This is a genomic window from Micromonospora sp. URMC 103 (assembly GCF_051386435.1).
In the GTDB taxonomy this organism is placed as follows: Bacteria; Actinomycetota; Actinomycetes; order Mycobacteriales; family Micromonosporaceae; genus Micromonospora.
The window spans coordinates 1,783,285-1,808,128 of record NZ_JBPQTR010000005.1 but is presented as its reverse complement, the minus strand read 5'-3'; the positions used below and the strand labels follow the sequence as shown (position 1 = coordinate 1,808,128).

The following is a 24,844-nucleotide window of genomic DNA, read 5'->3' as shown; positions in this document are numbered from 1 at the left end:
TCGAGGCACTACGCCCAAGGTGGGGTATATCGGCTCAGGTAGTCGCGGGCACGGGGGAGCGGGTCCTGCCAGTACTGGTTCGGCATGCGGGAGTGGTGGGTCTTGCAGAACGCGGCGAGACTGTCCACGATCTTGACGCGCTCCAGCGGGCGGCCTTCGAAGGCTATGTTGGCCGCCAGCAGTTCCGGCTCGGGGCTCCAGCCCGAGTGGTCGAACGCCCAGCTATCCCAGAGCGCGTAGGCGTGGAAGATTTGCCAGTCGTCCGCCAAGCGCACTCCTACGATCTCAATCGGCCGATCCGGGTAGGAATCCCGGCACACCCAGGCCAGGATGTGACACGCCCCGGCAGCGAAGAAGGCCTGGTCCGTCCGGTCCCAGGCGATGCGCTGGTCCGATCGCTCGATCGCCGTTCGACGAAATGCTCCCGCTGCTTCGGCCGCCACCGCCCAGACGTTAGCGAATCGTCCGGCCCGCCGCTCATGCCGCTGAGCCGGCGCTGCTGAACGACCGGGTCTGGTAGCCGATGAGCGCGTCATTATGCTGTCGCACAAAGCGCTAGTTGGGGAGGCCGTTGGGGTGTCGGCGACTGCATCGCTGTACGTGCTCGATCGAGACCGGGTGGTGGAGCTGGCCGGTCTGGTCGATCGACGTCGGTGGGCCCGATTGTCTCGCTCCAGCGCCACCACTGACCGAAACGCCGCGTTCTTTCAGGTACTGGCTGAGCATGCACGCCCCGTGCGGCCTGGGTACGAGTGGTCGGGATACTGCATGCTGGCGCTGGTGGACTATCTACAGCATCACGGCGTACGACTGCGGCGCTCGGATCTCAGAGCTGAGTCGTCGGCCATCAACAGGATCTACGGCGAGACACTCCTGCTCACTCCGAGGCATAAGAAGTATCTGAGCAAGCTCGCCCCCGACGCGCATCGCGAAGATGAGCTCCGCGCCCACTTCGAGAACAAACGTCTCGGATTCGAGGAGGCCGGGATGGCGGCCATGGATGGCCTGGAGCTTCTCCACGACACGTTGTCCGGATTGCAGCCGGACGAGGTGCTGGTGCTCAACGTCGGCTAAGGCTCGCCCACTGCAACGCACTCATTTGGCTCCCCTCTGTGTCGAGACACCGCCGGGAGGAGAGTTCTATTCTGGGTCTCGGCGGGTCCGGGAAGTGACTTCTCCGAAGAGCTGGCTTGGGGATGCGAGCTGGTCACGCTGGAGTCGGTAGTCGTTCTCCGGTGTCCTCCCGGATCCGCCGCCGTGGCAGCTGTTGCGTCGTCGATCATGCGTCGGTAGACGATGTCGGACAGGCGTCGTTTCAGGGCGCGCATCGCTTCCATTGATGTCTTGCCGGTGGCTTTCTTGCGGTCGAAGTAGGCGCGCCCCCCGGTGGGGTTGGGTAGCTGGACGGTGGCCATGATGTGCAGTACCCGGTTGATCTGCCGGTTGCCGGCGCGGGAGAGCCGGTGCCGCACCTGGTCACCGGATGAGGCGTCGATGGGGGCGGTGCCGTTCCAGGAGGCGAAGTGGGCGCGGTTGGGGAATCGGGTGATGCCGCCGACTTCGACTAGCAGCCGGGCGGCGCCGGAGGGTCCGATGCCGTGCAGGTCGATCAGGGGGGTGCCGGTGAAGGCGACTAGTTCCTTGAGTTGAGCCCTCGATCGCCCAGACCCGGTGCGGCCACCGGCTGGCGTACTTCCTCATCGCCGCGTAGCCGCCGCGGTCGGTGTCGAAGCCGCCCCCGCCGACGATCGTCTCGTCGCCGGCCATGACCTCGATCGTGGCAAACGCTTGTGCGGGTCCATGCCGGTGATCACGCGAGCTGACATGAGCTGAGCAACCCCTCTTGAGCCTCTCCCCGCCCTGGTGCGACGCCCGGGCTGCGCAGGCCAAATGAGAGCCACACGACCAGCGTGGGCAGCCGCAATGAGAGCGACGACCCGGGCGCCTCGCCCGAAGCCTGGCCGGGCGACGGTCGCAGGTCAATGAAACAGCGCGCCGACCTAATCGCCTGGTACGAGCGGTGCAGCTACCGGCGAGCTGACCCCGTTCCCGTACGGCGACGAGCGGTTCGGCGTGCCGCGCCGGCCCGACCTGGCGTTCGAGACCCTGACCCGGAAGCTCGGCTGACGCGAGCCCGCGACCTCGGCGGTGTCGCGTCGCCGGCCAAATCCCCGGCGCTCGGATCATGCGGACGATCACTCGTCACTGCGCCGTGGACGGCTCGACGGCGCCCACCGTCGGAGCCTGGCCACGGTCGGCGCCAGGTCGGGATTCAGGTCGAACAGTTCCCGCTCGCTGCGGTAGAGGCGGCCACCGGCTCGGCGCACCGCCGCGCTCAACTCCTGCGGGTCGACGCCGCACAGGCACACGGCGAGATAACCGAGCTTCTCGTACGCCTGCACGAGCCACAGCGCCGGGCGCCGGTCGAGACCGGGTGCGGTGAGCGGCGGCACCCCCGGCCGGAGCCGGACGAGAAGCACGTGGAACGAATTCGTGGACGTGCGGTGGGTGATCAGCCCGAGATGCGCGATGTCGGCCCACGGGACGCGCACCGTGTGCGGACGGAACCCGACGACCAGGCCGGAACGGCCGACGACCAGGGTCCGCGGTGGAGTTCGGGAGGTGCTGAGCAGGAGGAGGCCCTGGACCAACCCGAGCCCTGCCACCAGCCAGAAGCCCCGGGCCGACTCGAGTGCCCACCAGATGGCGAACGGCACGACGAGGAGCAGCCCGATTCCAAGCGTGGCCAGGAACCGTGTGAATGCCGGGCTGTACGGCGGTTGGCCGGTGAAGGTGATCTCCTCCGGCGGGGGCGGCGTCGGTTCGAGTCGACCGGCGCCCCCTCGGGCCAGGACGAGGCTCCCCGCGGAGTTGCCCGCTCGCCGCTGCGGGCGGGGCAGGCCCCGCCCGGCCAGCTCACGGTCGACCTGGTCGTAGACCTCATCGAGGGTCAGCGGCTCCGGCCGCTGGAGGACACGCAGCAGCGCCCCGGTGAACGCCGTGTACGTCTCGCCCGCGGGCGCGTACGCCGGGGCGTTCGCGCTTGTCGAGGTGAGCGTGTACGAGCCGGCCATGGCAAGCTGCCCGGCGACCAGCCCGTCCGGCGCCGACATCGCCTCGATCGCCCTTCCGGAGAAGCAGCAGTCCAGGATCAAGACCCGGTTCGCGGCGGAGCTGATCGCGAGATCATGCTTGATCAGCTCCACCGGCACGGCACTGTAACCCGGCAAGCGCGGGTCGGTGTCCGCCAGCGCCAGGTACAGCCGGCCGAGATCGTCGACCAGGCCGTGCCCGGCGTAGTAGACGAGCAGGACGTCGGTCGCCGCCTCGGCCGCCTCCTTCAGTGCCGCGCCGACGTCGGCGACGGTCGCATCACCGTCGACCCGGTGGCACTGCGGCAGCGTCCCGACCTGCGGATCGGTGAGCACCGCCCGCAGCGCGGACAAATTCTCCCGGACGGCGGGTATGTCGGGAAGGTCGGCAGCGAACCGGTCCGCGCCGATCAGCACCGCCCAGGAGCGGTCCGCGTCGGAAACCACGGCTGGCTCATCCCGCGTGCTCATGGCGCGAAAGGAGGGCTTCGACCTCCCGCACCAGTGCGGGCAGATCACGCGCCCGCTGCGCCCGCACGATCAGCTGCCGCCCGTCAGGCCCGGTGATCTGCACCTCCACACTGGTGCCTCGCTGGCTCAGCCACGTCGACAGCGAGCCGGCGAGGACCGCCACGGCCCCGCCCGAGCCGAGCGCGACCACGAGCGCGTCGGTGAGCGCCCCCATCTCGCCGGGACGGGGCGGGGGCTGCTCCAGGCGTACGCGGCCGCGCAGCTCGTCCTCACGGCGCAGCCAGTCCAGCAGCGAGGTGAGGTGATCCCGGCCGTTCGAAGCGCTCAGCCGCAGCACCGCGGGAAGATCAGGTGACGTCCACACCCTTCTATCCTGCGGGATCCGCGCCACCCGGTGCTCGCCGGCCGGCCGTCGGTCGCCGGTGCGGTTGGCCACCCGCCGTGCGGATCCGGCCGCCGGGTCGACCGGGCTGCTGTGGGCTGCGGGGAGAAGCGTGAGCGGCCTCCACCGAAGTACGGCCGCCCTGTCGTCGGATTCCGCGAACGGCGAACCCTCGTCGAGCAGGACGGGGCGGTGGTCCGGCCCACGCGTCGGCCTGCTCGGCCCGCTGCCGCAATTTGTCAAACTCGGACGATGGCAGGCGCCACAGACGTTGCGGCACTCCGCGCAATCGCCGGCCCTGGGAAGTGTCGCGCCTTCACCACGTGCGCATCGGTCGCCGCGCGGGCTACAAGCTCGGCGGCCGAACCGGACACCGGCTTCAACTCGTTGGTGGCGAAGTCGACGGGGTTCGTGCCCGCGAGCCTTCGTCCGGGCAGGCCCCGGCCCCGACGCCAAGCCGGGCTTGACGGTTCAGGGAAAGTCGCGCCATTCCGCCCAGGTCGGCGGTCCTGGTGCGGTAAGCGCATCGAGCACGACGTACTCGATCTGGTCAGGGGTCAGATGCTGATCGTCGGGCGCCCCGGGAGCGGCTGCGATCCACGTGTTCTTGCCGTCGGACAAGAAGACCTTCACCGACTCACCGCGGTCGGCGACCGCGACGAGCGTGCCCCACGGGCGGTGAACAAACACCTGCGTTTCGTGCTCCGGGCGCATCTCGCGAAGCCATCTCTGCACCGTGTCGCGGTCGCGGAGCTCTGTCTGCTCCTGCTCGAGATGGAGTAGGCCACCGGTCAGGCGCTCCGCGACATCCTTCGGCCCACGTCGAGAGCGGCTCAGCCGATCCCGAAACCAGCCCATGTCGCCTCCCTCCGCCGGACTGCCGAGCTTCCATCATCAGCCTTGCACCTCTATAACCGCATCCTCGGACCGGGCCAGAGCGCCCGGACATGACATCAGGCGGGGATCAATAACGCTGGAAGCGGCTCAGGAACTCGTTCACCAGGTGCGGTTCGGTGTCATCCATTCGCGTCCGAGTGCCCGAGGTGAGGCCACCCACCTGGCCGCCACACATGTAGATCAGCGACACCGGTGGCCGGTCGGAGTAGCGCAGCACGAACGAATAATCGTGGCTGTGTCCGATCAACAGGCAGGCCTCGCCCATCGGCTCTGGGGCGGCATCGGGCCACCAGCCGCTGTGCCGCCGCTGCCACTGCTGCCAGGCCTGATTGCGGTTGGGTAGTCGGTTGAGTAGCGCGGCGAAGTCGGCGGCCCCGGCACGCAGCACCCGCTGACGCGGCGGGTCCGCGACTCCGGGGCGCGGTTTGTGCAGCGCCGTGGGTGTCGTGCACAGCAGTACCTCCGTGGCGCCGAGCGGCACGAGCGGACCCTGTGCGTCGACGAACTGGTGCCGCTCCTTGATGACCGGGCAGCCGTCCGATCCGAGTGGAATCTCGTACGGGGTGCCGGCCACCGTCGGCCAAGGCGGCGCGGTACGCCGGACCCAGGCGACCGTCACCACACTCGCAGCCACCACGACCACCGTCACCAGGACGATCAACGCCCGACGCCGTAGCAGATCCCACTTGGTCAATGGCTCGCATTCTCCGGCTCGGTGATGCCAGCGAGGCTAGTTCCTCCATCAAGGACATCGTGCAGCGGTATCGACGAGAGCTGCCGCTCATCCAAGCTGACCCCTTCCGATGGGGCACGGAGTCTCCAACGAAGGGGGGCCCAACGTGTTAACAACCTCCAGCAGTCCTAGAGCTAGGACGCAGGTGGTCACATGTGCCCACGTCCTGACGCGCACGAGTTCCGTCATCGACAGCAGCAGGCCGGCCACGGCCAAGCCGGACAGCACCGAGGCCAATTGATCGAACACTTCGAGGCCGAGGTCCGCAAGACCGTTCCGGTTGGCTGCCTCCGTCGGAGCAACCCACCGGCAGGGTACGTCGATCGACCTTGAGCAGCACGTGAGAGTGCACGGCAGTGAGTCCGCTCCTGCCATGTAAGCCAACAACGCTAAGAGCTTGGGAGGGCCGCCCGTAGCATCGGCGGCCATGGGTAGCAGAGTGAACTACGTTGTGATCCGTAAAGGGCGGCACCAGCTGTACGCGCAGGGCGGTGGGGCTGGGTACGGCCTCGACTATCACTTCGCGATCGGTCCTGCGGCTGCGCTGCGGTGGCTCGACCAGCTCGATAACTATCGGACGAACGAGTGGTTCGATGACCTAGCCTGCGAAGGTGCCGTGTTGATTGACGTAGATCACCGCACGCTGCTGATGTTCAGTCTGCTGGGTCATGTCGCACTCGGTGGCCGGTACGACTATCGGGCCGCGCTACTTGAGGCGTACGGGCGTACCTGGGCTGGCTGGAAGATACGTTGGGCCTACGACGGGATCGGCGATCTTGTGGCATACCTCGGCCAGGACCGCCAGGCGGTGCGGGAGCGGATGCCTGCGCGGCCGGCCCTGTACGAGGACGGCGAAGGATGGTCCGACGGGCCGATCGAGTTTCTGGTCAGCGTGCGGGACGACGCTGGTTGCCGCGCCTACGGACTGACCGAGGGAGCGCAGCGGCCCTGGCTGGTCGGCCCACAGCTGCTGACCGAACTCGACGACCGCCAGCTCGTCTCCTCGTGCCGGACCACGCCGACCGCAGGACTCCATCTCGACCTATCGGCGCGCCGTGCCGGCCTCTGGAGCATCATCCCTTTGAAGGGAGTGACCGAGACATGGTCGGTTGACTGGCCCGGCTGGGACCTGGAGTTGTGGGCCGACGATTATGGTCAGCAGGTCAACAGCTGTAGCGGGGCCGTCAGACTTCCCGCTGTCGACCTCGCCTGGGCCTTGGCCGCACTCGCGAAACGGCTGGACAACTACTGGCCGGTTGAAGAGCACCTGCGGGCGAACGACGTCGACGTCGACCGGATGCGTGAGTTGAACCTGGGAGGAATCGCAACCCACCTCGCGGCTCGTGTGACACCTTCAGAACTCGCCACAGCCGTGGCAAAGATTATCCGCTGACACACCGACCTTCGCTCTGCCTCCGGTGAGGTCTGAGCGTGACCCGAAACCGGCCGCTGCGACCGGTCCTGCCCGCCAGGCCAGCCCGATAGGCGGCAACGGCCGAATCTCACCCTCTTTGCAGCGCAGCAGCGTACCGCTGCCGCAATCGGCAGCGTTCGTTGTGGCGGCAGCGAGGCGCTTGGCGACGGGGTCTCACGTCCGATCGCCTCCCACGTGCCAGCGCCCGTGTTCAGCGGGGGCGGTCTTGGCGTTCACTGCTTGCACGCCACGGCCGCGATCAACGCCCAGCCGTGACAGACACTAGCCGTACTACAGTCGCCCATGGCAACTCCCCGGCTGACAACACCGGGGTCAAGGCGTACCCGATGGCTGCAAGGCATCCGCCACGGACGAGAGCACCATTGTGCAGGCGCGGACTGGCGGTGTGTTGCTGTGCCAGGCGCCAAGCAGCCGGCGACGGCCGACCATGACGGCGGTGCCGACCCTTACCAGCGCGCCGACGAGGCTGCTGGGGATGCCGGTGGTCGCGCCGGTGCTTCCTGGGCCGTGGGTTTCGGGGTCGGCGGCGCGATCACCGGCAGATCATCAACGGGATCTTGTGGAAGCCCCGAGGCGCCTGACGTCGCCTTCCTTGCCGTCGTTGATGTGGCCTCGCCGCAGCTATCACCGGCCACCCGATGAGCCCAGTCGCGCATCGCCACCGCGGCTACGGCATTTGCCGACGACCGTCCGGCTGGCGGCAAGGGGGCCCAAGAAGAGAGCACCCGCGCCGTCAACGTCGCCCGCACCCACCCCGAGCCCCTGCGCCATCCGCCGAGAACAAGCGTGATCATGGCGAGGTCGAGCTTGGCCTCGCCCGTAGATGGCCTGGTACTGCCGCGGCAGTCGGGCGGTCAGCCGGCGTAGCGCGGCTCGCTGAGCCGGCGGCGAAACTCCGCGTGAGCGGTCTGGAAGACGCCGTTGAGCCGCTCGAGCTCGGACTCGGTCGGTTCTCGCCGCAGCCCAACCTCAATCTTGAAGTCGCCGTCGACGATCGCTACGTCGAGGTGGTCGAGCAGGTCCGCGGGGAGTCTGGTGATGACGAACTCGCGGAATGCGTCGGCGATCGTGCCCGCCATGTCGCCGCACCCGCAGGTGCGGCCATCCAGGACCGCGGCGAGGTGGCTGCGGCCGGTGATCGCGTCAGGGTGTACGGGATCCATGACGGCCAGGCCCTCCTCCAGGACCGTGCGGGCCTCCGACAGTCGCGCCTCATGCTGAAGGAACAGACCGAGGGCGATGCAGGCCCGCCCGACCGTGTCATGGTCGGTGCCGCGGCGCGCCTGCCGCACTGCTTCGGTCAGCCGTTGTTCCGCCGGGCCTACCTGGCCGGCCTCCTTCAGCGCGAGGCCCCAGTTGCGCAGCACCTGACTCCGCAACTCTGGACGACCGATGCGTTCCGCCCTCGCGTGCGCCGACACGTATGTGCGCAGCGCCGCCTCGGCCTCGCCGGCTTCGTCCTGGGCCATCGCCAAGCCGAGCGTTGCCATCAGCGCCTCCTCCTGTCGGCCCTGACGGTCGTACGAAGCGAGCACGCGCTCGATCGCATCGATCCGCCCTGCCTGGTCACCGAGATCACGGCCGAGGTTCGCCAGCGCGGACAAAGCGTTGAGCGTCGCCTGGTGGTCGATGCCGAGCCGTTCCTCCAGAGCGGCGACCAGGGAGCTGAGCAGGGACTTGCACGCCGGATCGTCGTGGTCCAGCATCTGGGTGGCAACTCGCCCGACCTGCTCGACGACCTCGTCGGGCAGTTGGTGCAGGCCCACGAAGAGAGGCTCCCCGGTGCCGCCTGCGTGGACAATCGCTGCTCGTAGGGCCAACGCAGACGCTACCCGCTCGTGCCCGTTGCGCCACAGGTTGGCCACCGCCTCCTCGACGACCTGCCGCGCACCCACCACGTCGCCGCGCTGGCGCAGCAGGTCCGCCAGCGGTTCGAGGCCGAACGCGTACCCGGCGTGCTCGCGACCGTAGAAGCCGAGACGTTCCTGAACCCCCTGGCGCAACTCAATCTCGGCCTCATCGAGTCGACCGGCCATGCGCAGCGCCGAGCCCAGATTGAGTCGGTAGGTCAAGTGGTCCTTGCGGGACTCGTGATCGCGTGGCGTCGCGTAGACGGCGCGGCGGTAGCACTCGATCGCGCGGTCGAGTTGATCGGCATTGAGCAGCACATTGCCGAGGTCGCACTGAGCGGAGGCCCATTCCGGGCTGCCAGGACCGTGTCTGTCCGCAGCGGCCTGCAGCTCGCGCGCCATGAGGTTCTCGGCATCGCCCATACGGCCCTCCCGCAACAGCGCAAAGGCCACCTCGACCGGGGTGGGGGGTGTCGTCACGAGCAGCAAGTTTAGGCGCGCCTACTGACGTTCGCGCACCCCTCTGAAACCGTGAGCGAGGGGCCAGGGGTGAACCGGTCGAGCCGTCGAGGCTGGCTCGACGTAGCTCCAGAGGGCTGCTCAGCGCAGGCCGTTGCCCAACGAAGCCGCACTCGATATCTGCCGGATAATCGATCGGGATCACGATGGCAGGCATATGCAAGCTTGTACTCGCGACGCTTCTGCTCGCGATGCTCAGCCTCTGTTTCGGAAGTCATCCCGCACCTACGCGCCCACGGCGTCGCGGTGACCGAACGGCAGCAGCGGGCTGGCTGGCAACCGTGACTGTCGGCGGTGGCGTGGCGTTCGTGAGGTCGTAAGACCGCTGCTGGGATACCCGCCAGCCCCCAAAGGGTGGCGCGGCGGGTATCCGCCATAGGTAGACCGAGAGGAAGATAGGCGGATGACGGAGCACTCGGCAGGAACCTGAGCCGGACGCTCTTCCAGGAATTCCTCGATCCGCTCCTCAAGGAGCGCAACTTGGTCGAGGGGGCGAAGCACGTCTATCGGCGAGTCGCACACAACGGCGATGCTGTCGTCGTAGATTTCCAGCGTTCGACGTCACATTGGCTTGATCGGACGAGGGTGCCGGCCTCGTCGAATACGTACTCGGGCTGACAGGCTCTCGAACAGCGTGAATGGATTTCGGGGTGGAAGGTCCCGTTCAACGGCGACGGAGCCTGTCCAACAGCGACCTCTTCCGCAGCGGTGGCACAGGTGATCCGCCAAGCGCGACGCCATCGCCTGGCCACTCCTGGAATGCAGCGGTCAGATCCACTGCATGGTGAAGGGTCTCGCTAGGCATTCCTGGGGTTATGTAAACCAGCTGTGCCACCGAAACGCCAATCGTGAGCGGTCTGGTCTCGGCCGCTTCACGCATCATCCGGTATCTCGTCTCGACCAGCCCGGCGACGTCCGAGCGGCATGCTGGGTCCACCCAAGCCGCTGTGATCAGCGCATACAGCGCTGCTTCGGTAATCCAGTCCTCGACACCGTAGGCCAGCTCGATCAACATTTGTCGCCTGGTCGACGCAGACCACGGCTGCTCCGGTCGATGGTGCAGTAGGCCCAGGCAGCACCACGCCTGGATGTAGCGCTCCCACGAGCCTGGCAGGCGATCCCACCGGCCTGTCGGCATCTGGGGCGGATGAACCATGCTAGCCAGCAGGTCTTCTACCTCAATGTCGCCAAGCGGAGCGGCCGCGTCATACATCATCGGCGGTGGCTCCCATGGCAGGCCGGCAAAGTGAGCGGCGATAGCGGCAGAACCAGCGGCGCTCGGCGGGTCCACCGCCGGCGATGCGTTGACACCGTCGAAACGCCACTGCACGATGCCGGGCTTTAGCGGCTTCCGCGGATCGGGCTGCCCGGGATCGCCCATGGCGATGACCGCCTTTGGCCACCAACGGCGGAAGGTGGTCAGCGCGCTGGGCACCTCCATCGAGGAGATACCGAGCTCGCAAGGCATTGAGCGGGTCTTCGGGTCTGTCTGGGCGAGGATGTTGATGCATGACTCGGTGGCAGCCGGGACATGGGCAAGCCACGGCAAGCCTTCGCACCTGGTGACCAGCTCATGGTTTTGCGCTGGTTTGGCTCGCAGGCGATCAGCCAGAGCGATCAGGCTTTCCGCGTTGATGCCTTCAGACATGTCGCCTTCCCTGTGAACGCGTAAGGCAACATCGTAGGCAGCGGCCCCCGCCGAGGTCGTGACGGGTGGCCATGGCCGGGCGGGAGTTCTCTCTGTCGGCGTACGGATGAACGAGCCCAGTCGTGTACGACCGGAAGAGAGCAGCCGGCCGTACCCGCCCACGTCCCTCATGATCAGGAGGACTTCGACATTGATCAGTTGACGTGGGTGTCAACGGTGGCCGTAAGTGACCCCGTAGCGACCCGCGCGCCGCCAGGGGGTCAGGTTTCACGCGTCGACGACATGGGGCCCTCGGGGCCGGGTAGGGAGACCAAGCCGCGCTCACCTGACTGTGAGCATGGCGGGGTTGATGCAGCCCTCGACGAGCCTGCGGTAATGGGTCAAGACCAAGCCGACCCGCACCGCAGCCGCGCAGCGGCGAGGAGCGGAAGCGGCGCGGTAGTAGGGCCTATCCGGCCGCCTTCACGGCAACGACGTGCGTCAGGCAAAGCCTGGGCCGTGGGTAGGAGGCTGGCTCCGTTCATCCGTACCTACCTGATCCCGTTCACTCGTACGCAGATACTCTCAATCCGTTGGTCTGGACCGCTGCCCAGGCAGCCAGGCGAGTAGCCAAGACGGCGCCCGGGGCCGGACGACGGCGAACAGTAACGGCTGGATCAACCAGGCACGGGCCACGAAGACCAAGCGTTGCCCGATGCTGCCGGTGTAGGGGTCGAGTTGGGTCCGCGGGCGGTCAACGAGGACCGGCCCAGGCCGCCGGTGGACCGGTTGATAAGCGTCGGAGGCGTCCGAGCCGAGCGAGACGGCGGGGGAGGGCTGATTGGCCAGCTGGGCGTCCGACATTGCGGTGATCGTCGTTTTGAGGCGGTCCGCGGCGAACGCGGTGGCGAGCCAGGTGTCGAGTGGATCGGCGAGGGCGTCCCCGTGAGGTGGTCTGCGCCAACGACCACCGTCGCCGGACGGCCCGCACCTTCGGGTGGGCGCGGCTGGACGACCGAGCGCCGCTAGCTCGTGGGGTAGAGCTGCTGACTCTCAATCAGTAAGTGCAGGTTTCGAGTCCCTGGCGGCGTACCAGATTGCCCCGGTAGCTCAGCGGACAGAGCTGGTTTCCTAAACCGGGCCGGTCGCAGGTTCGAGTCCTGCCCGGGGGACGCGATCTTTTGATCTGCGCTGTGCTGGGACCGGTCGGTCGTCGCGTCAGTCGCGGTCGCGTGTATGCTGCGGCGGCTCTAGAACATCCGACGGTGGTGAGGGTGGCTTCCTAGCGACGATTCCGGACTGCAAAAACCAAAACACGATGGCCGCCACGAGAATGGCGATCACAAGAACGCATGCTATTCCCCCGGTGATGCCCACGACGCCAAGCTATCGTGTTGTGCAGAGCGGGCCACTCAATTTCGAGGATGCTCGATCAAGCGGAAGCGGCCTCGGTCGAAGTTGACGACCCCGGGCCTGCGTCACACAAGATCGTTAAGCCGTCGACGCGCCTGATGGTCGGGCACCGGACTTTTGATCCGGACTGAGGTCGGTTCAAATCCCTCCGGCGGCACTGCGGGGTAGAGGAGTTCGGTCGTCCTCGCCGGCCTCAATAAGCCGGAGAACGCGGTTCGAATCCCGCCCCCGCTCCCGCCGCGGTAGCTCAGCGGGAGCAACGCCTCGACAAGGCGTAGGGTCGCTGGTCCGATCCCCGCTCGCGGCACCATGGAGCCGTCGACTAACTGGCCAGGTCGTCGCCCTATCAAGGCGCATCGTGCGGGTCCGAGTTCCGTCGGCTCTACTCGAACCCGCACGCCCCAGTCAGGTGCCGCCCCGGCGGAGTTTCCAGGTGACGGCACGCCGCCGGACGGCGCGAACTCCACCGACACGATCCGCGTCTCTGGCGGCGGCTCGAAGGTCAGCCAACCGTCCGCTACCACACCACCGTGCACATCGGAACGCATAACGAGTGACTCCGGCCAGGCTTATGAAACACCGCCTAGCACCCACGTGCGAGCGGGCGTATTCGAGTTCGCCCAGACTCTGGTAGCGCTGACGGGCGAGCCCCACCGGCTGTATCGGCAGCGTCTACCACGCCCTTCAACCGGTGCGCGTACGGGATACGCTCCCGTCCAAACATCGCACCTCCGCTGTCCACCGGCGACCGCCGTGCCACAGCGCGGCAGGGGAGGCACTGGGCGCTTGTCTTGGCCCCTGGCGTTTCCTCTACCCCCGTGAATCCGCGCCACACCCGCTGCGGTCGCGGCTTCCGGCGGTGGCCGCACCCCGCCGGACATGAGCGGGGCTGCTTATTTCGGCTGGCCGGTGGCGGGCACCGGGACGGCCTGGCCGGGCACGCCGTGGGGGAGCAGGGGAGCCGGGCCCAGCAGGTGCTCCGGCGGCACGTGGATGCGCAGGCTGCTGGACAGGTCGACCAGCTCCTTCTGCGTCACGTTCATTCCGAGCACCTCGAAGTTGTAGCCCAGTCCCGTGAGCTGCTCCTGCATGTTCCCCACCGGCACATCCCTGGGCAGTACGCCGAAGACCTTCGTGTGTTTCGGGGAGACCCGCACCGGCAGGAACTCCTCTCCGACCTGGATCACGGTCGCGGTACCGTCCTGATTGGCCGCGAGCCGCTCGATGTCGCGGCGGACCTGCCCGCCCTCCTCGCTCAGCACGACCTCGCGCTCGATCCTGTCCAGGGCCGCGTCGACCTCTTCGGCACTGGTGGGGAATTTCTCGCCGCGCAGCCGGGCCCGGTTGTTGCGGGCGCGCAGCACGTCACGGGCGTACGCGCGCAGCTCGGCGCGCTCGGCCTGCGACAGGGAACTGATGCTGCTGGAGGCGATCTTCAGCTCCCGGGCGGCGTGCTTGCCCGCCTTGGCCTCGAAGATGGCGACGATGATCAGCTCGCCGTTCTGCCGGTGGGCCAGGATGCCGTCGGTGAGCTGGCGTCCCGACGCGTCGCGGATCATGTGGCCGGGGATGAACTCCAGCGTCTGGGGCGCGGGAATGTGGATGCCCAGGGCACGCAACCCGGCGGGGTCACGCAGCCACGCTGCGATCCGCGCCTCCAGGAACTCCTCCAGCAGTTGCCCCTTCATCAGGTTGATGTTCGGGCCCTTCTCGATGACCCGCATCAGCGCCAGATGGTCCAGCTCGCTGAGCAGTGCCTTGCTACTGACGAGCTTTTTCAGCGAGTCGGCGACGTACGTGGCGATGGACATGCCGCGCGGGCTGCCCCGCTTGACGCCCATCCTCTCCAGCGCGGTGACGGCCCTCAGCGCCAGTGCGGAATCGACCTTCTTTCCGGCCGCGATCAGGGCCCGGGCCTCGGAGATGGCGAGTCGCCCGGTGACGTCCTCGCTCACCTTCTCACCCGCAGCCAGGGCGAGGCTCCACCGTGCGGCGCCGCGCCCGTACAGCCGCTCCATCCGCGCCGCGGTGTAGAGCGCCCGACCGCCCTTGACGAACCGCGAGGCGAACGGCAGCAGCACGCCCGCGGCGATGATGCACCGGTCGACCTCGGTCAGCTCGTAGCCGAAGATGTCGTACCCGAAGGCCGCCTCGAAGATCGCTACCGCGGTGCCGACGACCGGGATGCAGGCGACGCCGAACTCGACGACCTCCAGCACTGCCGGACGGTGTTCGGCGGGCAGCGGGAACGAATTGGTGTCGGTGGGCCGCTGCTGGGCTATCCGCAGCGTGACCAGCAGGTCCTGGCGCTGTGCCAGCATCCGGTTCATGCCCTCGGCCGCGGGCAGGGTGAGGAAGTCGTCGTCGCCCTGGTGTGCCACCACCCACGCGGTCAGGGTCGCCGCGATGTCGTCGAGGGCGTCGGGCACAGAAGGCGTGGGAGGCACCGGAGATCCTGGCACCGCCGGCGCCCGGTCGTGCTCCTGTATCAGCAGTACGCGCTTGCGGGTGCGATCGACGACCAGGTGCGTGCGCATGGTGGCGCGTTCGCGCAGCATCCGCATCAGCGCCAGGTAGTCGTTGTTCTTGGCGGTGAAGGCCTCCGGGGCCAGCTCACGGCGGCGCAGCGGGGCTGCAGCCTGCCGCCGTGCCGTGACCTTCCACAGCTCCGGGCCGGAGAGGCCGCCCTCCTTGCGATGCTCGTACGCGGCAAGGGAGTCAGGCCGCCGGGCGAGATCCTCGGCCATGACGGCGACCCCGCCGCGCAGCACGGCCAACTCGAAGGCGCTGGCCCTGCCGCCGGTCATGCCGGCCTCGAACTCGGCGCGAGCCGAGGTCAGCATTCGCCGGTAGGGGCCCAGATCGATGGCCATCGAGTCAGGCTGGGTAGACGGGCAGTTCGGGGCCTTCCTGCAACCACACCAGCGTGGTCGGCACGGTGAACTCCCACGGGCTGCCCTCGGGCAGCGCGCCGGCCAGGTCGTCGGTCTGCGCCCGCACCTCGTCGGCGATCGACTTGTACAGCGGGTCGTCGATGGTCGGCGGCTCGCCGCCGAGCCAGACCCGGTCGGCCAGCCGGGGGCTCCTGCGAGCCAGGAAGTACGCGACCGCCACGTTGTACGCGGGCGACACCGGGACCACCACCCTGGCCGCGCCCGCCTGCTTGAACTGGGCGAACAACGGGTCGATGTCGGAGCGGTTGCTGGCCTCGGTCCACTTCGTCTTGCGGCCCCAGAAGTACGGATAGAACAGGTAGGTCATCTGCGGCCAGTCGAAGGCCTGTTCGAAGAACTGGATGACCGGGCCCTCTGCCATCGCCTCGTGCACGTCGACCTCGGGCAGCTTCGCCGGGGCGTCCGCCGGGTCCGTCATCGCGTTGTAGTCGCTGAGGTGGCTGCCAGTCATCATGGTGACGCACAGCTTCTTCAGCTCGGTGCGCTCGATCTCCCGATTGGTGGCCGGGTTTCGGCCCTGGATCACCACGGCCCCCTCCTGCGCGCCGGCCTGGGCTACCTTCTGGTCGTACGCTGTCTTCATGGCCAGGTAGGCCGTGCTGATCTTCTCGAAGGTCTTGTTCTGCCAGTCCTGCAGGTACGCGTCGTCCCGGTAGCAGTTGATGCCGACGTTGACCGAGTACGCGTTGATGTCGTACCCGATGCAGCTGACCGCCATGGGCCCTGTCGGGTTGTCGAAGGTCTCCGGGGACTGCGCCCACCCCAGGGTGTGCACTCCGCCCTGCTTGACCGCGGTGCTGGTGACGAGCTCGGCGGCGTCGTCACCGATCTGGATCGAGAACCGGGGCCCGCCGACCACGTAGATCAGCGACACGTTGGCGATGTAGTAGATCATCGTGTAGCCGTTCGGCACGACCAGGTCCTTGAGCATCTTCGATACGGTCTTGCCGTTGTCGACGCCACTCTGCTCGAACGACGTCGCCGCGTACGTCCATTCCGGCGGCGGCGTGGTGATCCCCTGGGCGTTGTAGCGGCTGGCGAACATCTGGTAGTTCGACTCGTCGAGGTCGGCGGCGGTCAGTGGCTTGTTCTTGGCATTGACGAACGGTATCGGCGGCTCGGCGCCCACGACGGCCTTCGGCCGCAGCTGCGAGGCGAGCCAGTAGGCCGCCGGCTGCGGCACGATGAACTCCAGCATCAGCCGCCGGCCGTAGTTGTAGACCTGTGCCCGGTAGCGCTTGTCCAGCCAGCGGTAGACGCCGGTGATGTGCGCGGCGCCCTGGGCGTTGTCGACGCCGTGGGTGTTGGTCTCCTCGACCTCGTGGAAGGTTCTGGTGGTGCGCTCGGTCTTCACCTTCTTCTGAATCTTCGTGACGGAGCGGTCGACCACGTCGCGCGCGAAGTTCGAGCTGCTCTTCGTCGACTCCTGCTTGGACGTCGCGTAGGCGAAGTCGCCGTGCGCGGTGGTGACGACCGGCCCGAACGCGGCGGTCACCGTCACCCCGGCCTGCACGCTCATGTCCTCCTTGACGGTCCGATCCGCCTCCTTCTTCAGCTCGAACCGGTCGGTGGACTGCTGGTCGCGCTCGGTCTCGTTCACCTCCTCCGACGACTCGAAGTAGGTGGTCTCGACCCGGTCCAGGGTGCGGTGCACCCGCTCGCGGTGCTCGCCCTTGAGCACGTTTTCGACGTGCGCGACCTCTCCCGGGGCGTACCCGAGCAGGGTCTGCCTGACCACCTTCAGGTCGCCGACGCCCAGCGGCCGGATCCGGCCGCTGACGTCCACGTCGGGGCTGGTGCCCGGGTCGGGGTCGGCATCGAAGATCGGGGGGACGTCCAGGCCCGGCACGATGGTGCCGACGTCGTTCAGATCGAGCGTGCCCGACAGCGCCCGGAACTCGCGCCGCAGCGCCGGGTCGTCACGCAGAGCGTCCACCCTCCGCAGCAGCGTGGTCAGGTGGGTCTGCGCGGTCGCGGTCGCCGTCGGCACCGCCGTGGCCTCCCCGATCCGTAGACGGGCCGCGACGCTCCGCGCCTCCTCGGGCAGGTTGGCATCGAGTACCCGGGCCATGCTCACCACCCGCCCCAGCGTGATCCGGTTGCGGAACACGTCACCGTGCTGCGTCGGCTCCTCCGACAGGACCCGCTCGCGGATCGGCGTGGCGTTCGCCCGTACGGCGTCCAGCAGCGTGCGGGTCGCGGCGACCTCCCGCAGCAGCGCGCGAACCGGTCCGTCGGACACCTCGGCGTGCCCTGCCACCGAGGCCGAGCCGCGCCAGCGTTCGGTCTCGGGCGCCTCGACGACCGCAAGCTCCGCGGGCACAACCGGGGTTGCGGCGAGCGCGGTCACCGCGTCGGCGGCGGTGGTCGCCGCGTCGGCGCGCCACAGCGCGGCGAAGTGCAGTGCCCGCAGCGCGGCCGTCGGCGTCTCCAGGTCCGGTCCGGCCGCCGGTCCCTGACGATACGCCCGGTACAGCGCGTCCCAGGCCGTCCCGGCCAGCTCGGCGGCGTCGCGGTCGGTAAGGGCTAGCACGTCGCGCAGCTCCGCGTCCGCGTCGCCCAGCGGGTCGCCGGCGGGCTGCGCGCCGAAGCGGTCGGCCAGTGCGCGGGCCGCTTCGGCCAGCGCGGCCAGCCGCGGGTCCTTGTGCCGCGAGGACTCGCCATCGTCGTTGCCGGCGAGCGACCCGTCGCCGAGGGCTCTGCGCTGGTCGGTGATCAGGCCGAGGGTCGCCTCACGTTGGCCGATCAGTTGCGGTGGACGTACGGCGACGAACTTGAAGGCATCGACCGTCTGACTGTCTGGCATGGGTCCGTTGTAGAACCTCGCGAGGCGCGCGCACAGTGTCTGTCGGAAAGCGGCCTCGCCGAGCCGACAACAGGCGAGGTCACGAGCGACGTCGACGGAACGGGTCGGGCTGCACCTGGGCCGCGAGCAAGGCCAGAAACCCCTCGCGATCGTGCTGGCCGCCGGCCACCGCGGCGACAGTCCGCAGTTCATCCCGGTCCTGGCCGCTATCCGCGCGCCCCCAGCAGATATCGGCGTCCGTAGGTGCCCACAGTTAGCCGGCAATCAAGACGAGGGCAGGACTCAGAGATCGTCGACTACGTCGGGTTGCACGCGCTGCCGACGCCCGGATCTAGCCGATGTGCGAACGAGGGCGGGACTGTCGTAGCGTGCCGACGTGGGATCAGAGGATCTGGCCGTCACGGGTACCGCGGCTTGGATAGCAGCCGCGCGGGCGCGAGAGTCCGCCCGGTCCGACCGTCTGTTCAACGATCCATGGGCACATCTGCTGGCCGGCGAGCTGGGCCGTGCTCGGCTCGCGGCGAGTGAGCGTGCCGCCGGCGGCGAGAATGCCTTCCTCCCGGTACGGACACGGTTCTTTGATGACGTCCTGCTTGAGGCGACGCGATGGGCGCGACAGGTCGTGCTCCTCGGCGCAGGCTTCGACACCCGGGCCTACAGACTCGCGCTGCCGAAAGCAACAACCGTGTACGAGTTGGATCACCGTGGCACGTTGGCGGCCAAGGAAAGTGTCCTGCAGGCCGCGGGTGCTGCCCCGGTCTGTGCGCGCCTTACGATCGGCGTTGATCTGCGTACCGACTGGTCGGCGCCGCTTCTTGATGCAGGATTCGATCCGGGAGCACCAACGGTGTGGCTCGCTGAGGGATTGATGTTCTACCTCGAATCACCAACGGTGCAGGCCCTGCTGTCACAAACGGCGTCCCTGTCGCAGACGCGTTCGACTCTGGCTTTCGATGTGTTCGGGACTGGCCTGTTACGGCTGCCCGCGATGAAGTCATGGATCGAGCAACGTCAGCGGACGAGCCAGCCGTTGCCTTTCTGTACCGATGAACCGGCGGCTCTTGTGAGGCGGTGCGGCTGGCACCGGTGCGTGATTACTGAGCCAGGGCAAGAGGCGGCCTGCTTCGGCCGCCTCTCATCGCGGCGCGACGGTGGCGTAGACCCCACTACACGCACCTATCTCCTGGCCGCCGAACGGGCCTGATCGTGAGCGCCGGATGCGACCCGGCTCGTGGGTCAACTTCTGAAACCAGGCCCTAGTGGGCGGCCTTCTTCTCGCCAACGTCTGGGCCATCCGGGCTGCGGTAGCTAGCGGACGCTGCGCCGCCTCCTGACAGTCTTCCTCTGGGGGAATAGCAGGCAGGTCAGCACGGTCACCGCGGGACCCTCCCGGCCGTTGCTCGCTTACATCCCGGCGTGAGCGTGCCTCACACTGGTGGTGCAGCCCCGACCGTTGGTAGCGAGAGGCATCGGATGCAGCAGACGAAGCGTACGTCGACCAGGCCTGCCCGGCTGAATCGTACTGCCACGCTTGCGGGAGCCTTCATCAACATCGGCGTGCTGCTGGGCGCCTTCGTCAGCCTGCTGGCCTCGGCCGCTTGCGACGCAGGCTCTTCTGCAGGCGATCCGTCGAACCAATTCGCCTATCAGGCGACCGTGCAGAACGACCGTCTCGATCTGTTCAAAGGTCGGATGTACGTCACGACCGACCGGCGCGTGAAAGTGACAGAGTGGTTTGACGTACGGGTGCTTCTCTGCGGGCCTGCGAACACCGACGACTTGTGCCTCAGCCCGGCCGGGGTGCCTCCGACCGACCCAGATACCTCCAGGGACGTTCCGCTTGGCGGCCGCGTCGGTGTGACCCTCGCTGCAGCGGATAACGCTGTGGAGGTCAAGAGCCTGGTCGCTCCCGAAGACGACACCCAGCCGCTCACGGATCCGAGCGACGCGGGAATGTGGGTGTGGGATGTGCGGGCGACCAAGCCGGGCAACTACACCCTCCGGGTATCCGTGTTCATCCTGGCCGCCGAGACCAAGGCCGAGCTCATGCCCCGGGAGACGGCGGCCATCCAGCTTAAGGTTGAGCGGACTGGCACGTATACCGCCAAGCAGACCGCCTGGTCGCTGATCGACGTGGCGAAGTGGGGGATCCCGCACATCGTGGCCATCGTGTCGGCGCTCGCCGCCGCCGGCGCCGCCGCCGAGCTGTTCCGCCGACGAGGACGGCGCCGGCGGCAGGCGGAAGAGCAGGGCTTCCCACCCGGGGACCCTCATTTGGACGCTGCGGATCACTCGACCAGCGACGCCGGCCAGCAAGGAGTGTCTCGCGGCGGCGGCCCTGCTGCCGAGTAATCGTGCGGACGCCGATCCGTGAGCGCGACACCGGTGAGCGGTTAATCGAGCGCGGCATGGTTCCATCCCGGTCGGCGAAGCTAGTTCGCATAGGTGGCTGCTGCGCGTCGCCGGCATATGAGCGGTGGCTAGTGCCTCGTCTGTGAACGTTGACCGTGTAATGAGCCTGGATTGGCGGCGACGGACGGAAGCAGAGGGTTTCTGCCGTCGCCCGCCGGTGTAACGAGGCCGCTCGACCCCAGGCGCGGCCGTCCATCTGGATCCACCGGCGCCCCCCGCGTGGTACGACTGCCCGAGGGGTAGACAGCACTGGTAGAGACGGGCGGTAGATGGCGACAAGCCGGGCAGAAGCGCTGATGCGAAAACCGGGACAACCGCAGCAGGCGACCTTCCTGGACCTCTTCTTCGACCTGGTGCTCGTGTTCGCCCTCAGCCGGGTCTCGCAGCGACTGCTCGAGGACGTGACGTCCCAGCGGGATGACGTCCTCGCCGGAGCCGGCCAGACGCTGCTGTTGTTGCTGGCCCTGTTAATGGTCTGGTTTGCGACGGCGTGGCTCACCGACCTGTACGACCCGCAGCGGCCGGAGATCCAGTTGGTGGTCGTCGGGACCATGCTCGGCGCCCTGATGATGGCCGCCGCGCTGCCCCACGCGTTCGGCCCCGGGGGCCTGGGCTTCGCCGGAACGTATGTCGCAATCCACATCGGCCGTCAGCTCTTCCTCGTGGCCGTCCTGAGGGGTCACGAGGCGCAGCGTCGCACCGCAGGGGTGCTCCTGTGGTCCGCCCTGTCCGGCGTGCCGTGGATCGTCGGGGCGATCGTTCCGCAGAGTCAGGTGCGGGGAGCGTTGTGGGCGCTTGCGCTGGCCATCGACGTCGTTGGGGCCGTGCTGCTCTTTCCCGCACCGTGGGTTCGCCGCCCGCCGTCGCATTGGCCTGTTGTGGCGGAGTACTTGTCCGAGCGCTATCGACAGTTCTTCATCATTGCACTCGGCGAGCTGATCCTGGTCAGCGGTATCGCCTACAGCGCGCACTACTTCAGAGGCGGCGCCACCGCGGCGTTCGTGGTGTCCTTCGCCACCACCGTGCTGCTGTGGCGGATCTACATCTACCGCGCAGGCGAGCAGCTGCCCGCTGCCATCGCGACGGCTCCCGAGCCAGGCCGCCTCGTGCGAACGGCGGCGCTCGCTCACCTGCTGATGGTGGCCGGCATCGTCGCCGTCAGCGTCGGCAACGAGCTGGTCATCGCCGATCTTTCAGGGCGCACCGACCCGGCCTGGATCGGCGTCATCCTCGGCGGGCCCATCCTGTTCCTAGCCGGACGCGCCCTTTTCGAATACACGGTATACGCCCGGGTATCCCGCTCCCGACTGATCGGAGCGTCGGTGCTCGCCGCCACTTCACCGGCGGCAATTCTCGTACCGCCCCTAGCCCTTTCCATCACCGCGGCTGTCGTCCTCGCAGGCGTCGCCACCTTCGACGGGCTGCGCAGCAGGGGGCGCCCAACCGAACCGTCACCGCCCCGTTAACCGCAGAGCCATCCGATCTGTCGGCGACGCCCTGGGATCCGACAGGCTGTACGGCTCGGGTAGGGGTGTTGGCAGGATCGATCAATGTGTTGCGAGGATGGGGCAAGCTTTCGATAGTTTTGGTCTATCGCCCCCACGGACGCCGGGTGTTCTCTGGTCACCAGAGAGCTTGTCTACTCCTTGGAGGATCACCATGCCCCAGATCGCCCTCATCACTGGCGGCAGCGCGGGAATCGGTCAGGCTGCAGCTTTCGCAGCGGCGGAGCGTGGATTCGGTGTGATCTTCACGTACTACCGTCACCAGGCGGAGGCGCGCGAAACCGTCCAGAAGATCGAGGCTGCCGGAGGTGGGGCGGCGGAGCTCTATCTTGATGTCGCGGACACAAATTCGTTCGCGCAGTTCTACGGAAGCGTCGAGCAGATTCTGCGCGACAAGTGGAAGACGAGCAAACTGCACGCGCTCGTCAACAACGCCGGCATCGGCGGCGGCGCCGCCTTCGAAGATGTCACCGAGGAGTCGTTCGACCAGTTCCATCAAGTGCTGTTCCGCGGCCCGTACTTCCTCACCCAGCGGCTGCTTCCGCTGCTCGCGGACGGTGGTGCGATCGTGAATACCGGCAGCAACTCCGCCCTCGTCAGCGGGGTGGAAGCAGGCTATTCGAGCTACGCAAGTCAGAAGGCCGGCCTGCACCTACTGACCCGCTACTGGGCCAAGGAGCTGGCGCCGCGCCAAATCCGGGTCAACGCGGTAGCGCCCGGCTCCACTCGCACCCGCATCGTCGACGACATCTTCACGCGTATGCCTGAGGTCATTCCGCCGGTCGTCGAGACGGTGCCCTTCGGACGTCTCGGTGAGCCGGAGGACATCGGGAAGGTCATCGTCTTCCTGATCGACGACGCCAGTGCCTGGGTTACCGGCCAGGTCATCGAGGCGTCCGGCGGCCAGGGGCTCTAGCACTCAACGACAGTGCCTGCGCCGGAACCAAACCTCTGCTGAAGGGAAGCATGTCGTCCATTGCCCCGCCGCTCCGGGTCGGCATCAACACCGGGACTGTGTGCCCTATGCTGCGCGCGTCGTGAATCCCCGAACCCTGGAGAGGACTGCGCGTGACGCGTCAGCAGCGGGTTGTTGTCGCCGCCGCACTGGTTGGCGTCCTGATCTCCGGATGCGCCGCGCCGCCACCGGGCAGTGACGGTGACCTGGCCGATGATTGGCGCCCTCTGGCGGCCGCGAAGCAGTTCACCCCGCGAGTTCGGGCCTGCTATACGGTCTCCGACCCCGATCTGGAGGACGATGAGCCGGTGGACTGCGGGCAGCCCCACGTGCTGGAGACGATCCACGTCGGAACGTTCACCGGCGACCTCGCCCAACGTCCGACCCCGCCCCAGTTCTATTCGGCTGTCATGCGTCCGGCGTTCAGCGAGTGCGACGCGAAGGCGCGGGAGTTCGTGGGCGGCGACTGGCGCGACGGGCGGGTCGCGGTCCAGGCGGTACCTCCGTCGACGCGGGGTTGGCAGGGCGGGGGCCGTTGGTTCCGGTGCGACGTGTTCGTGCTCAGCGCCCCCAGCAGCGCCGGCGGCTCACCCGACTCCATCATCAGACAGGCCGGAAGCCTACGCGGCGCTCTGAGGATGCCGTCACCGCTGGCGCACACCTGCTTCCAGCTCGACCCATACGACCAGCTTCTATCGGTCGGTTGCGCCGACGCACACCGCTTCGAATACGTCGGAGTCTGGACCTCCCCGGTGGAGCGGCGCGACGATGTGGGGCGCGACCCGGCAGCCGTGCACGCCCAGTGCCGGAAGCTGGTCTACCGGTTCGCGAAGGTGCCCGCTGGCGGAGAGGTCGGCGCCGGCACCATGTACCGGCTTCCGTCCGAGCAGGGCTGGGCACGCGGCGACCGGGGGGTGCGCTGCTACTTCTGGACGGGCGGACCGGAGGTCAGCCGTTCCATACGCGGACGGGGTGCCTCGGCCATCCGCAACCGCTGAGCTGGCGCCCTTCGAAGCGGCATGACGAGGCACACTCTTCGCGCCTGTCGCATGGCGCTGCGTCGGTGCTCGGATGTTCGACACCTCATCGGCTGCGCCCAGGCTTTCCAGCATTCCGGCGGCAGGGCCGGGTATCGACTCAGCTGGGAGGCGCCGTCGTGGGCATGGCACCTTCGGCGAGCTTGAGTCGCGTCCAGATGTTCATGTTGATCACAACGCCCACGATCTCCAGGATCTCGTCCTCGGTGAAGTGCGTGGCCAGCCGGTCGTGCGCCTCCTGGATTCGATCGTTGACGGTGGCGTCGGCGGCTCGGGTCAACGCCTCGGTGTAGGCGAGAGCGGCTTGCTCCGCCTCGGTGAACAGGTGCGTCTCCCACCACCCGGTGAGCGTCTCAACCTTGGACTGCGGGATGTCGGCGGTGCGGGCAGCGGCGTGGTGCACCAGAAGGCAGTAGCTGCAGTTGTTGATTTGTGCGACGCGTAACCGAAGAAGCTGGGCCAGCGCCCGTTCCACTCGAAGCGTGGCGGTATGGCCGAAGGCTGCGGCCCCGGCGCTTACCAAAGCCATGAGTTGCTCGTTCGACGTGGCGTTCAGTCGAACGTTCTGGATCCTGGTGTCCAAGAAATGACCTCCTGTAGGTCACAACGACAACACCAGTGGTCGGGACGTCCACGCCGGCGGACAGCCATATCGGGGTTCCCAGCGGCCTCGCCCAGCCGTCCACAACAGACCTCTCGAACACCTCTTGCACGGGACGGGTCTTGACCGGCGGGCGCGGCGCGCGAATCAGACTC

At 67.7% G+C, this 24,844-nt stretch carries 18 protein-coding genes, 6 tRNA genes and 1 pseudogene; 14 read left to right on the top strand and 11 right to left on the bottom strand.

What is annotated here, in order from left to right:
• Positions 1 to 8: 8 nt before the first annotated feature.
• On the bottom strand, positions 9 to 443 hold the full coding sequence (locus tag ACSNOA_RS21440) for a hypothetical protein (RefSeq protein ID WP_436660860.1): 435 nt from the start codon (positions 441 to 443) through the stop codon (positions 9 to 11).
• 325 nt (positions 444 to 768) lie between these two features.
• Between ACSNOA_RS21440 and ACSNOA_RS21435 the strand changes: the two genes are divergently transcribed.
• On the top strand, positions 769 to 1,074 hold the full coding sequence (locus ACSNOA_RS21435; protein WP_436660858.1) for a hypothetical protein: 306 nt from the start codon (positions 769 to 771) through the stop codon (positions 1,072 to 1,074).
• On the opposite strand, the gene ACSNOA_RS21430 is transcribed toward ACSNOA_RS21435, so the two are convergent.
• The 5 genes from ACSNOA_RS21430 to ACSNOA_RS21410 form a co-directional block, all read right to left on the bottom strand.
• Entirely contained in the window at positions 1,071 to 1,604 is a 534-nt protein-coding gene (locus ACSNOA_RS21430) for a transposase (RefSeq protein ID WP_436662395.1), read from the bottom strand. The genes ACSNOA_RS21435 and ACSNOA_RS21430 overlap by 4 nt on opposite strands.
• 591 nt (positions 1,605 to 2,195) lie before the next feature.
• Positions 2,196 to 3,539: a caspase family protein gene (locus tag ACSNOA_RS21425; RefSeq protein ID WP_436660857.1), complete on the bottom strand. Its 1,344-nt coding sequence runs from the start codon at positions 3,537 to 3,539 to the stop codon at positions 2,196 to 2,198.
• A gap of 7 nt (positions 3,540 to 3,546) precedes the next feature.
• Complete coding sequence (locus tag ACSNOA_RS21420; protein ID WP_436660856.1) at positions 3,547 to 3,927, bottom strand: effector-associated constant component EACC1; 381 nt, start codon at positions 3,925 to 3,927, stop codon at positions 3,547 to 3,549.
• A 489-nt stretch (positions 3,928 to 4,416) separates the two neighbouring features.
• Positions 4,417 to 4,803, bottom strand: coding sequence for a hypothetical protein (locus ACSNOA_RS21415; protein ID WP_436660855.1), 387 nt, complete (start codon positions 4,801 to 4,803; stop codon positions 4,417 to 4,419).
• A gap of 106 nt (positions 4,804 to 4,909) precedes the next feature.
• Complete coding sequence (locus ACSNOA_RS21410) at positions 4,910 to 5,503, bottom strand: hypothetical protein (protein WP_436660853.1); 594 nt, start codon at positions 5,501 to 5,503, stop codon at positions 4,910 to 4,912.
• Between the two features lie 499 nt (positions 5,504 to 6,002).
• On the opposite strand from ACSNOA_RS21410, the gene ACSNOA_RS21405 reads away from it, so the two are divergent.
• Positions 6,003 to 6,968, top strand: a complete 966-nt coding sequence (locus ACSNOA_RS21405) for a hypothetical protein (RefSeq protein ID WP_436660852.1) — start codon at positions 6,003 to 6,005, stop codon at positions 6,966 to 6,968.
• A 517-nt stretch (positions 6,969 to 7,485) separates the two neighbouring features.
• Positions 7,486 to 7,582 (top strand): annotated as a pseudogene (locus ACSNOA_RS21400) (IS5/IS1182 family transposase); the annotation flags it as partial.
• A 282-nt stretch (positions 7,583 to 7,864) separates the two neighbouring features.
• Here the strand turns inward: ACSNOA_RS21400 and ACSNOA_RS21395 are convergent.
• Together ACSNOA_RS21395 and ACSNOA_RS21390 are read right to left on the bottom strand one after the other, a co-directional pair.
• Complete coding sequence (locus ACSNOA_RS21395) at positions 7,865 to 9,340, bottom strand: hypothetical protein (protein ID WP_436660850.1); 1,476 nt, start codon at positions 9,338 to 9,340, stop codon at positions 7,865 to 7,867.
• 703 nt (positions 9,341 to 10,043) lie between these two features.
• Positions 10,044 to 11,027, bottom strand: coding sequence for a hypothetical protein (locus tag ACSNOA_RS21390; protein ID WP_436660848.1), 984 nt, complete (start codon positions 11,025 to 11,027; stop codon positions 10,044 to 10,046).
• Positions 11,028 to 12,025: 998 nt separating this feature from the next.
• Between ACSNOA_RS21390 and ACSNOA_RS21385 the strand changes: the two genes are divergently transcribed.
• From ACSNOA_RS21385 to ACSNOA_RS21360, 6 genes are all read left to right on the top strand, one after another.
• Positions 12,026 to 12,101, top strand: a tRNA-Glu gene (locus ACSNOA_RS21385).
• A 4-nt stretch (positions 12,102 to 12,105) separates the two neighbouring features.
• Positions 12,106 to 12,178: transfer RNA gene (locus ACSNOA_RS21380), tRNA-Arg, on the top strand.
• Positions 12,179 to 12,501: 323 nt separating this feature from the next.
• Positions 12,502 to 12,576: transfer RNA gene (locus ACSNOA_RS21375), tRNA-Lys, on the top strand.
• 2 nt (positions 12,577 to 12,578) lie between these two features.
• A tRNA-Leu gene (locus ACSNOA_RS21370) sits at positions 12,579 to 12,653 on the top strand.
• A gap of 2 nt (positions 12,654 to 12,655) precedes the next feature.
• Positions 12,656 to 12,729: transfer RNA gene (locus tag ACSNOA_RS21365), tRNA-Val, on the top strand.
• 1 nt (position 12,730) lies between these two features.
• Positions 12,731 to 12,804: transfer RNA gene (locus ACSNOA_RS21360), tRNA-Asp, on the top strand.
• Between the two features lie 508 nt (positions 12,805 to 13,312).
• Here the strand turns inward: ACSNOA_RS21360 and ACSNOA_RS21355 are convergent.
• Both ACSNOA_RS21355 and ACSNOA_RS21350 read right to left on the bottom strand, forming a co-directional pair.
• A complete protein-coding gene (locus ACSNOA_RS21355; RefSeq protein ID WP_436660846.1) occupies positions 13,313 to 15,292 on the bottom strand; it encodes a pre-toxin TG domain-containing protein in 1,980 nt (659 codons plus the stop codon).
• A gap of 4 nt (positions 15,293 to 15,296) precedes the next feature.
• The gene (locus ACSNOA_RS21350) at positions 15,297 to 18,179 is read right to left on the bottom strand and encodes a hypothetical protein (RefSeq protein ID WP_436660845.1); all 2,883 of its coding nucleotides are present in this window, start codon (positions 18,177 to 18,179) and stop codon (positions 15,297 to 15,299) included.
• 376 nt (positions 18,180 to 18,555) lie between these two features.
• On the opposite strand from ACSNOA_RS21350, the gene ACSNOA_RS21345 reads away from it, so the two are divergent.
• The 5 genes from ACSNOA_RS21345 (at position 18,556) to ACSNOA_RS21325 (ending at position 24,049) form a co-directional block, all read left to right on the top strand.
• Positions 18,556 to 19,383 (top strand): SAM-dependent methyltransferase, encoded by an 828-nt coding sequence (locus ACSNOA_RS21345; protein WP_436660844.1) that lies wholly within the window; start codon positions 18,556 to 18,558, stop codon positions 19,381 to 19,383.
• 269 nt (positions 19,384 to 19,652) lie between these two features.
• A complete protein-coding gene (locus ACSNOA_RS21340; RefSeq protein WP_436660842.1) occupies positions 19,653 to 20,531 on the top strand; it encodes a hypothetical protein in 879 nt (292 codons plus the stop codon).
• A 356-nt stretch (positions 20,532 to 20,887) separates the two neighbouring features.
• Positions 20,888 to 22,057 (top strand): low temperature requirement protein A, encoded by a 1,170-nt coding sequence (locus tag ACSNOA_RS21335; protein WP_436660841.1) that lies wholly within the window; start codon positions 20,888 to 20,890, stop codon positions 22,055 to 22,057.
• A gap of 193 nt (positions 22,058 to 22,250) precedes the next feature.
• The gene (locus ACSNOA_RS21330) at positions 22,251 to 23,012 is read left to right on the top strand and encodes an SDR family NAD(P)-dependent oxidoreductase (protein ID WP_436660840.1); all 762 of its coding nucleotides are present in this window, start codon (positions 22,251 to 22,253) and stop codon (positions 23,010 to 23,012) included.
• Positions 23,013 to 23,164: 152 nt separating this feature from the next.
• Complete coding sequence (locus ACSNOA_RS21325) at positions 23,165 to 24,049, top strand: septum formation family protein (RefSeq protein ID WP_436660838.1); 885 nt, start codon at positions 23,165 to 23,167, stop codon at positions 24,047 to 24,049.
• Between the two features lie 139 nt (positions 24,050 to 24,188).
• Here the strand turns inward: ACSNOA_RS21325 and ACSNOA_RS21320 are convergent, their stop codons facing one another.
• Positions 24,189 to 24,671 carry a carboxymuconolactone decarboxylase family protein gene (locus tag ACSNOA_RS21320; RefSeq protein ID WP_436660837.1) on the bottom strand — a complete coding sequence of 161 codons (483 nt, stop codon included), beginning with the start codon at positions 24,669 to 24,671 and terminating at the stop codon, positions 24,189 to 24,191.
• Between the last annotated feature and the right edge of the window lie 173 nt (positions 24,672 to 24,844).

Bases quoted from the DNA above. Each gene is read 5' to 3' on its own strand.
- ACSNOA_RS21435 (WP_436660858.1), top strand. From the start codon at position 769: ATGCTGGCGCTGGTGGACTATCTACAGCATCACGGCGTACGACTGCGG.
- ACSNOA_RS21415 (WP_436660855.1), bottom strand. From the start codon at position 4,803: ATGGGCTGGTTTCGGGATCGGCTGAGCCGCTCTCGACGTGGGCCGAAG.
- ACSNOA_RS21405 (WP_436660852.1), top strand. From the start codon at position 6,003: ATGGGTAGCAGAGTGAACTACGTTGTGATCCGTAAAGGGCGGCACCAG.
- ACSNOA_RS21390 (WP_436660848.1), bottom strand. From the start codon at position 11,027: ATGTCTGAAGGCATCAACGCGGAAAGCCTGATCGCTCTGGCTGATCGC.
- ACSNOA_RS21355 (WP_436660846.1), bottom strand. From the start codon at position 15,292: ATGGCCATCGATCTGGGCCCCTACCGGCGAATGCTGACCTCGGCTCGC.
- ACSNOA_RS21350 (WP_436660845.1), bottom strand. From the start codon at position 18,179: ATGCCAGACAGTCAGACGGTCGATGCCTTCAAGTTCGTCGCCGTACGT.
- ACSNOA_RS21340 (WP_436660842.1), top strand. From the start codon at position 19,653: ATGCAGCAGACGAAGCGTACGTCGACCAGGCCTGCCCGGCTGAATCGT.
- ACSNOA_RS21335 (WP_436660841.1), top strand. From the start codon at position 20,888: ATGCGAAAACCGGGACAACCGCAGCAGGCGACCTTCCTGGACCTCTTC.
- ACSNOA_RS21330 (WP_436660840.1), top strand. From the start codon at position 22,251: ATGCCCCAGATCGCCCTCATCACTGGCGGCAGCGCGGGAATCGGTCAG.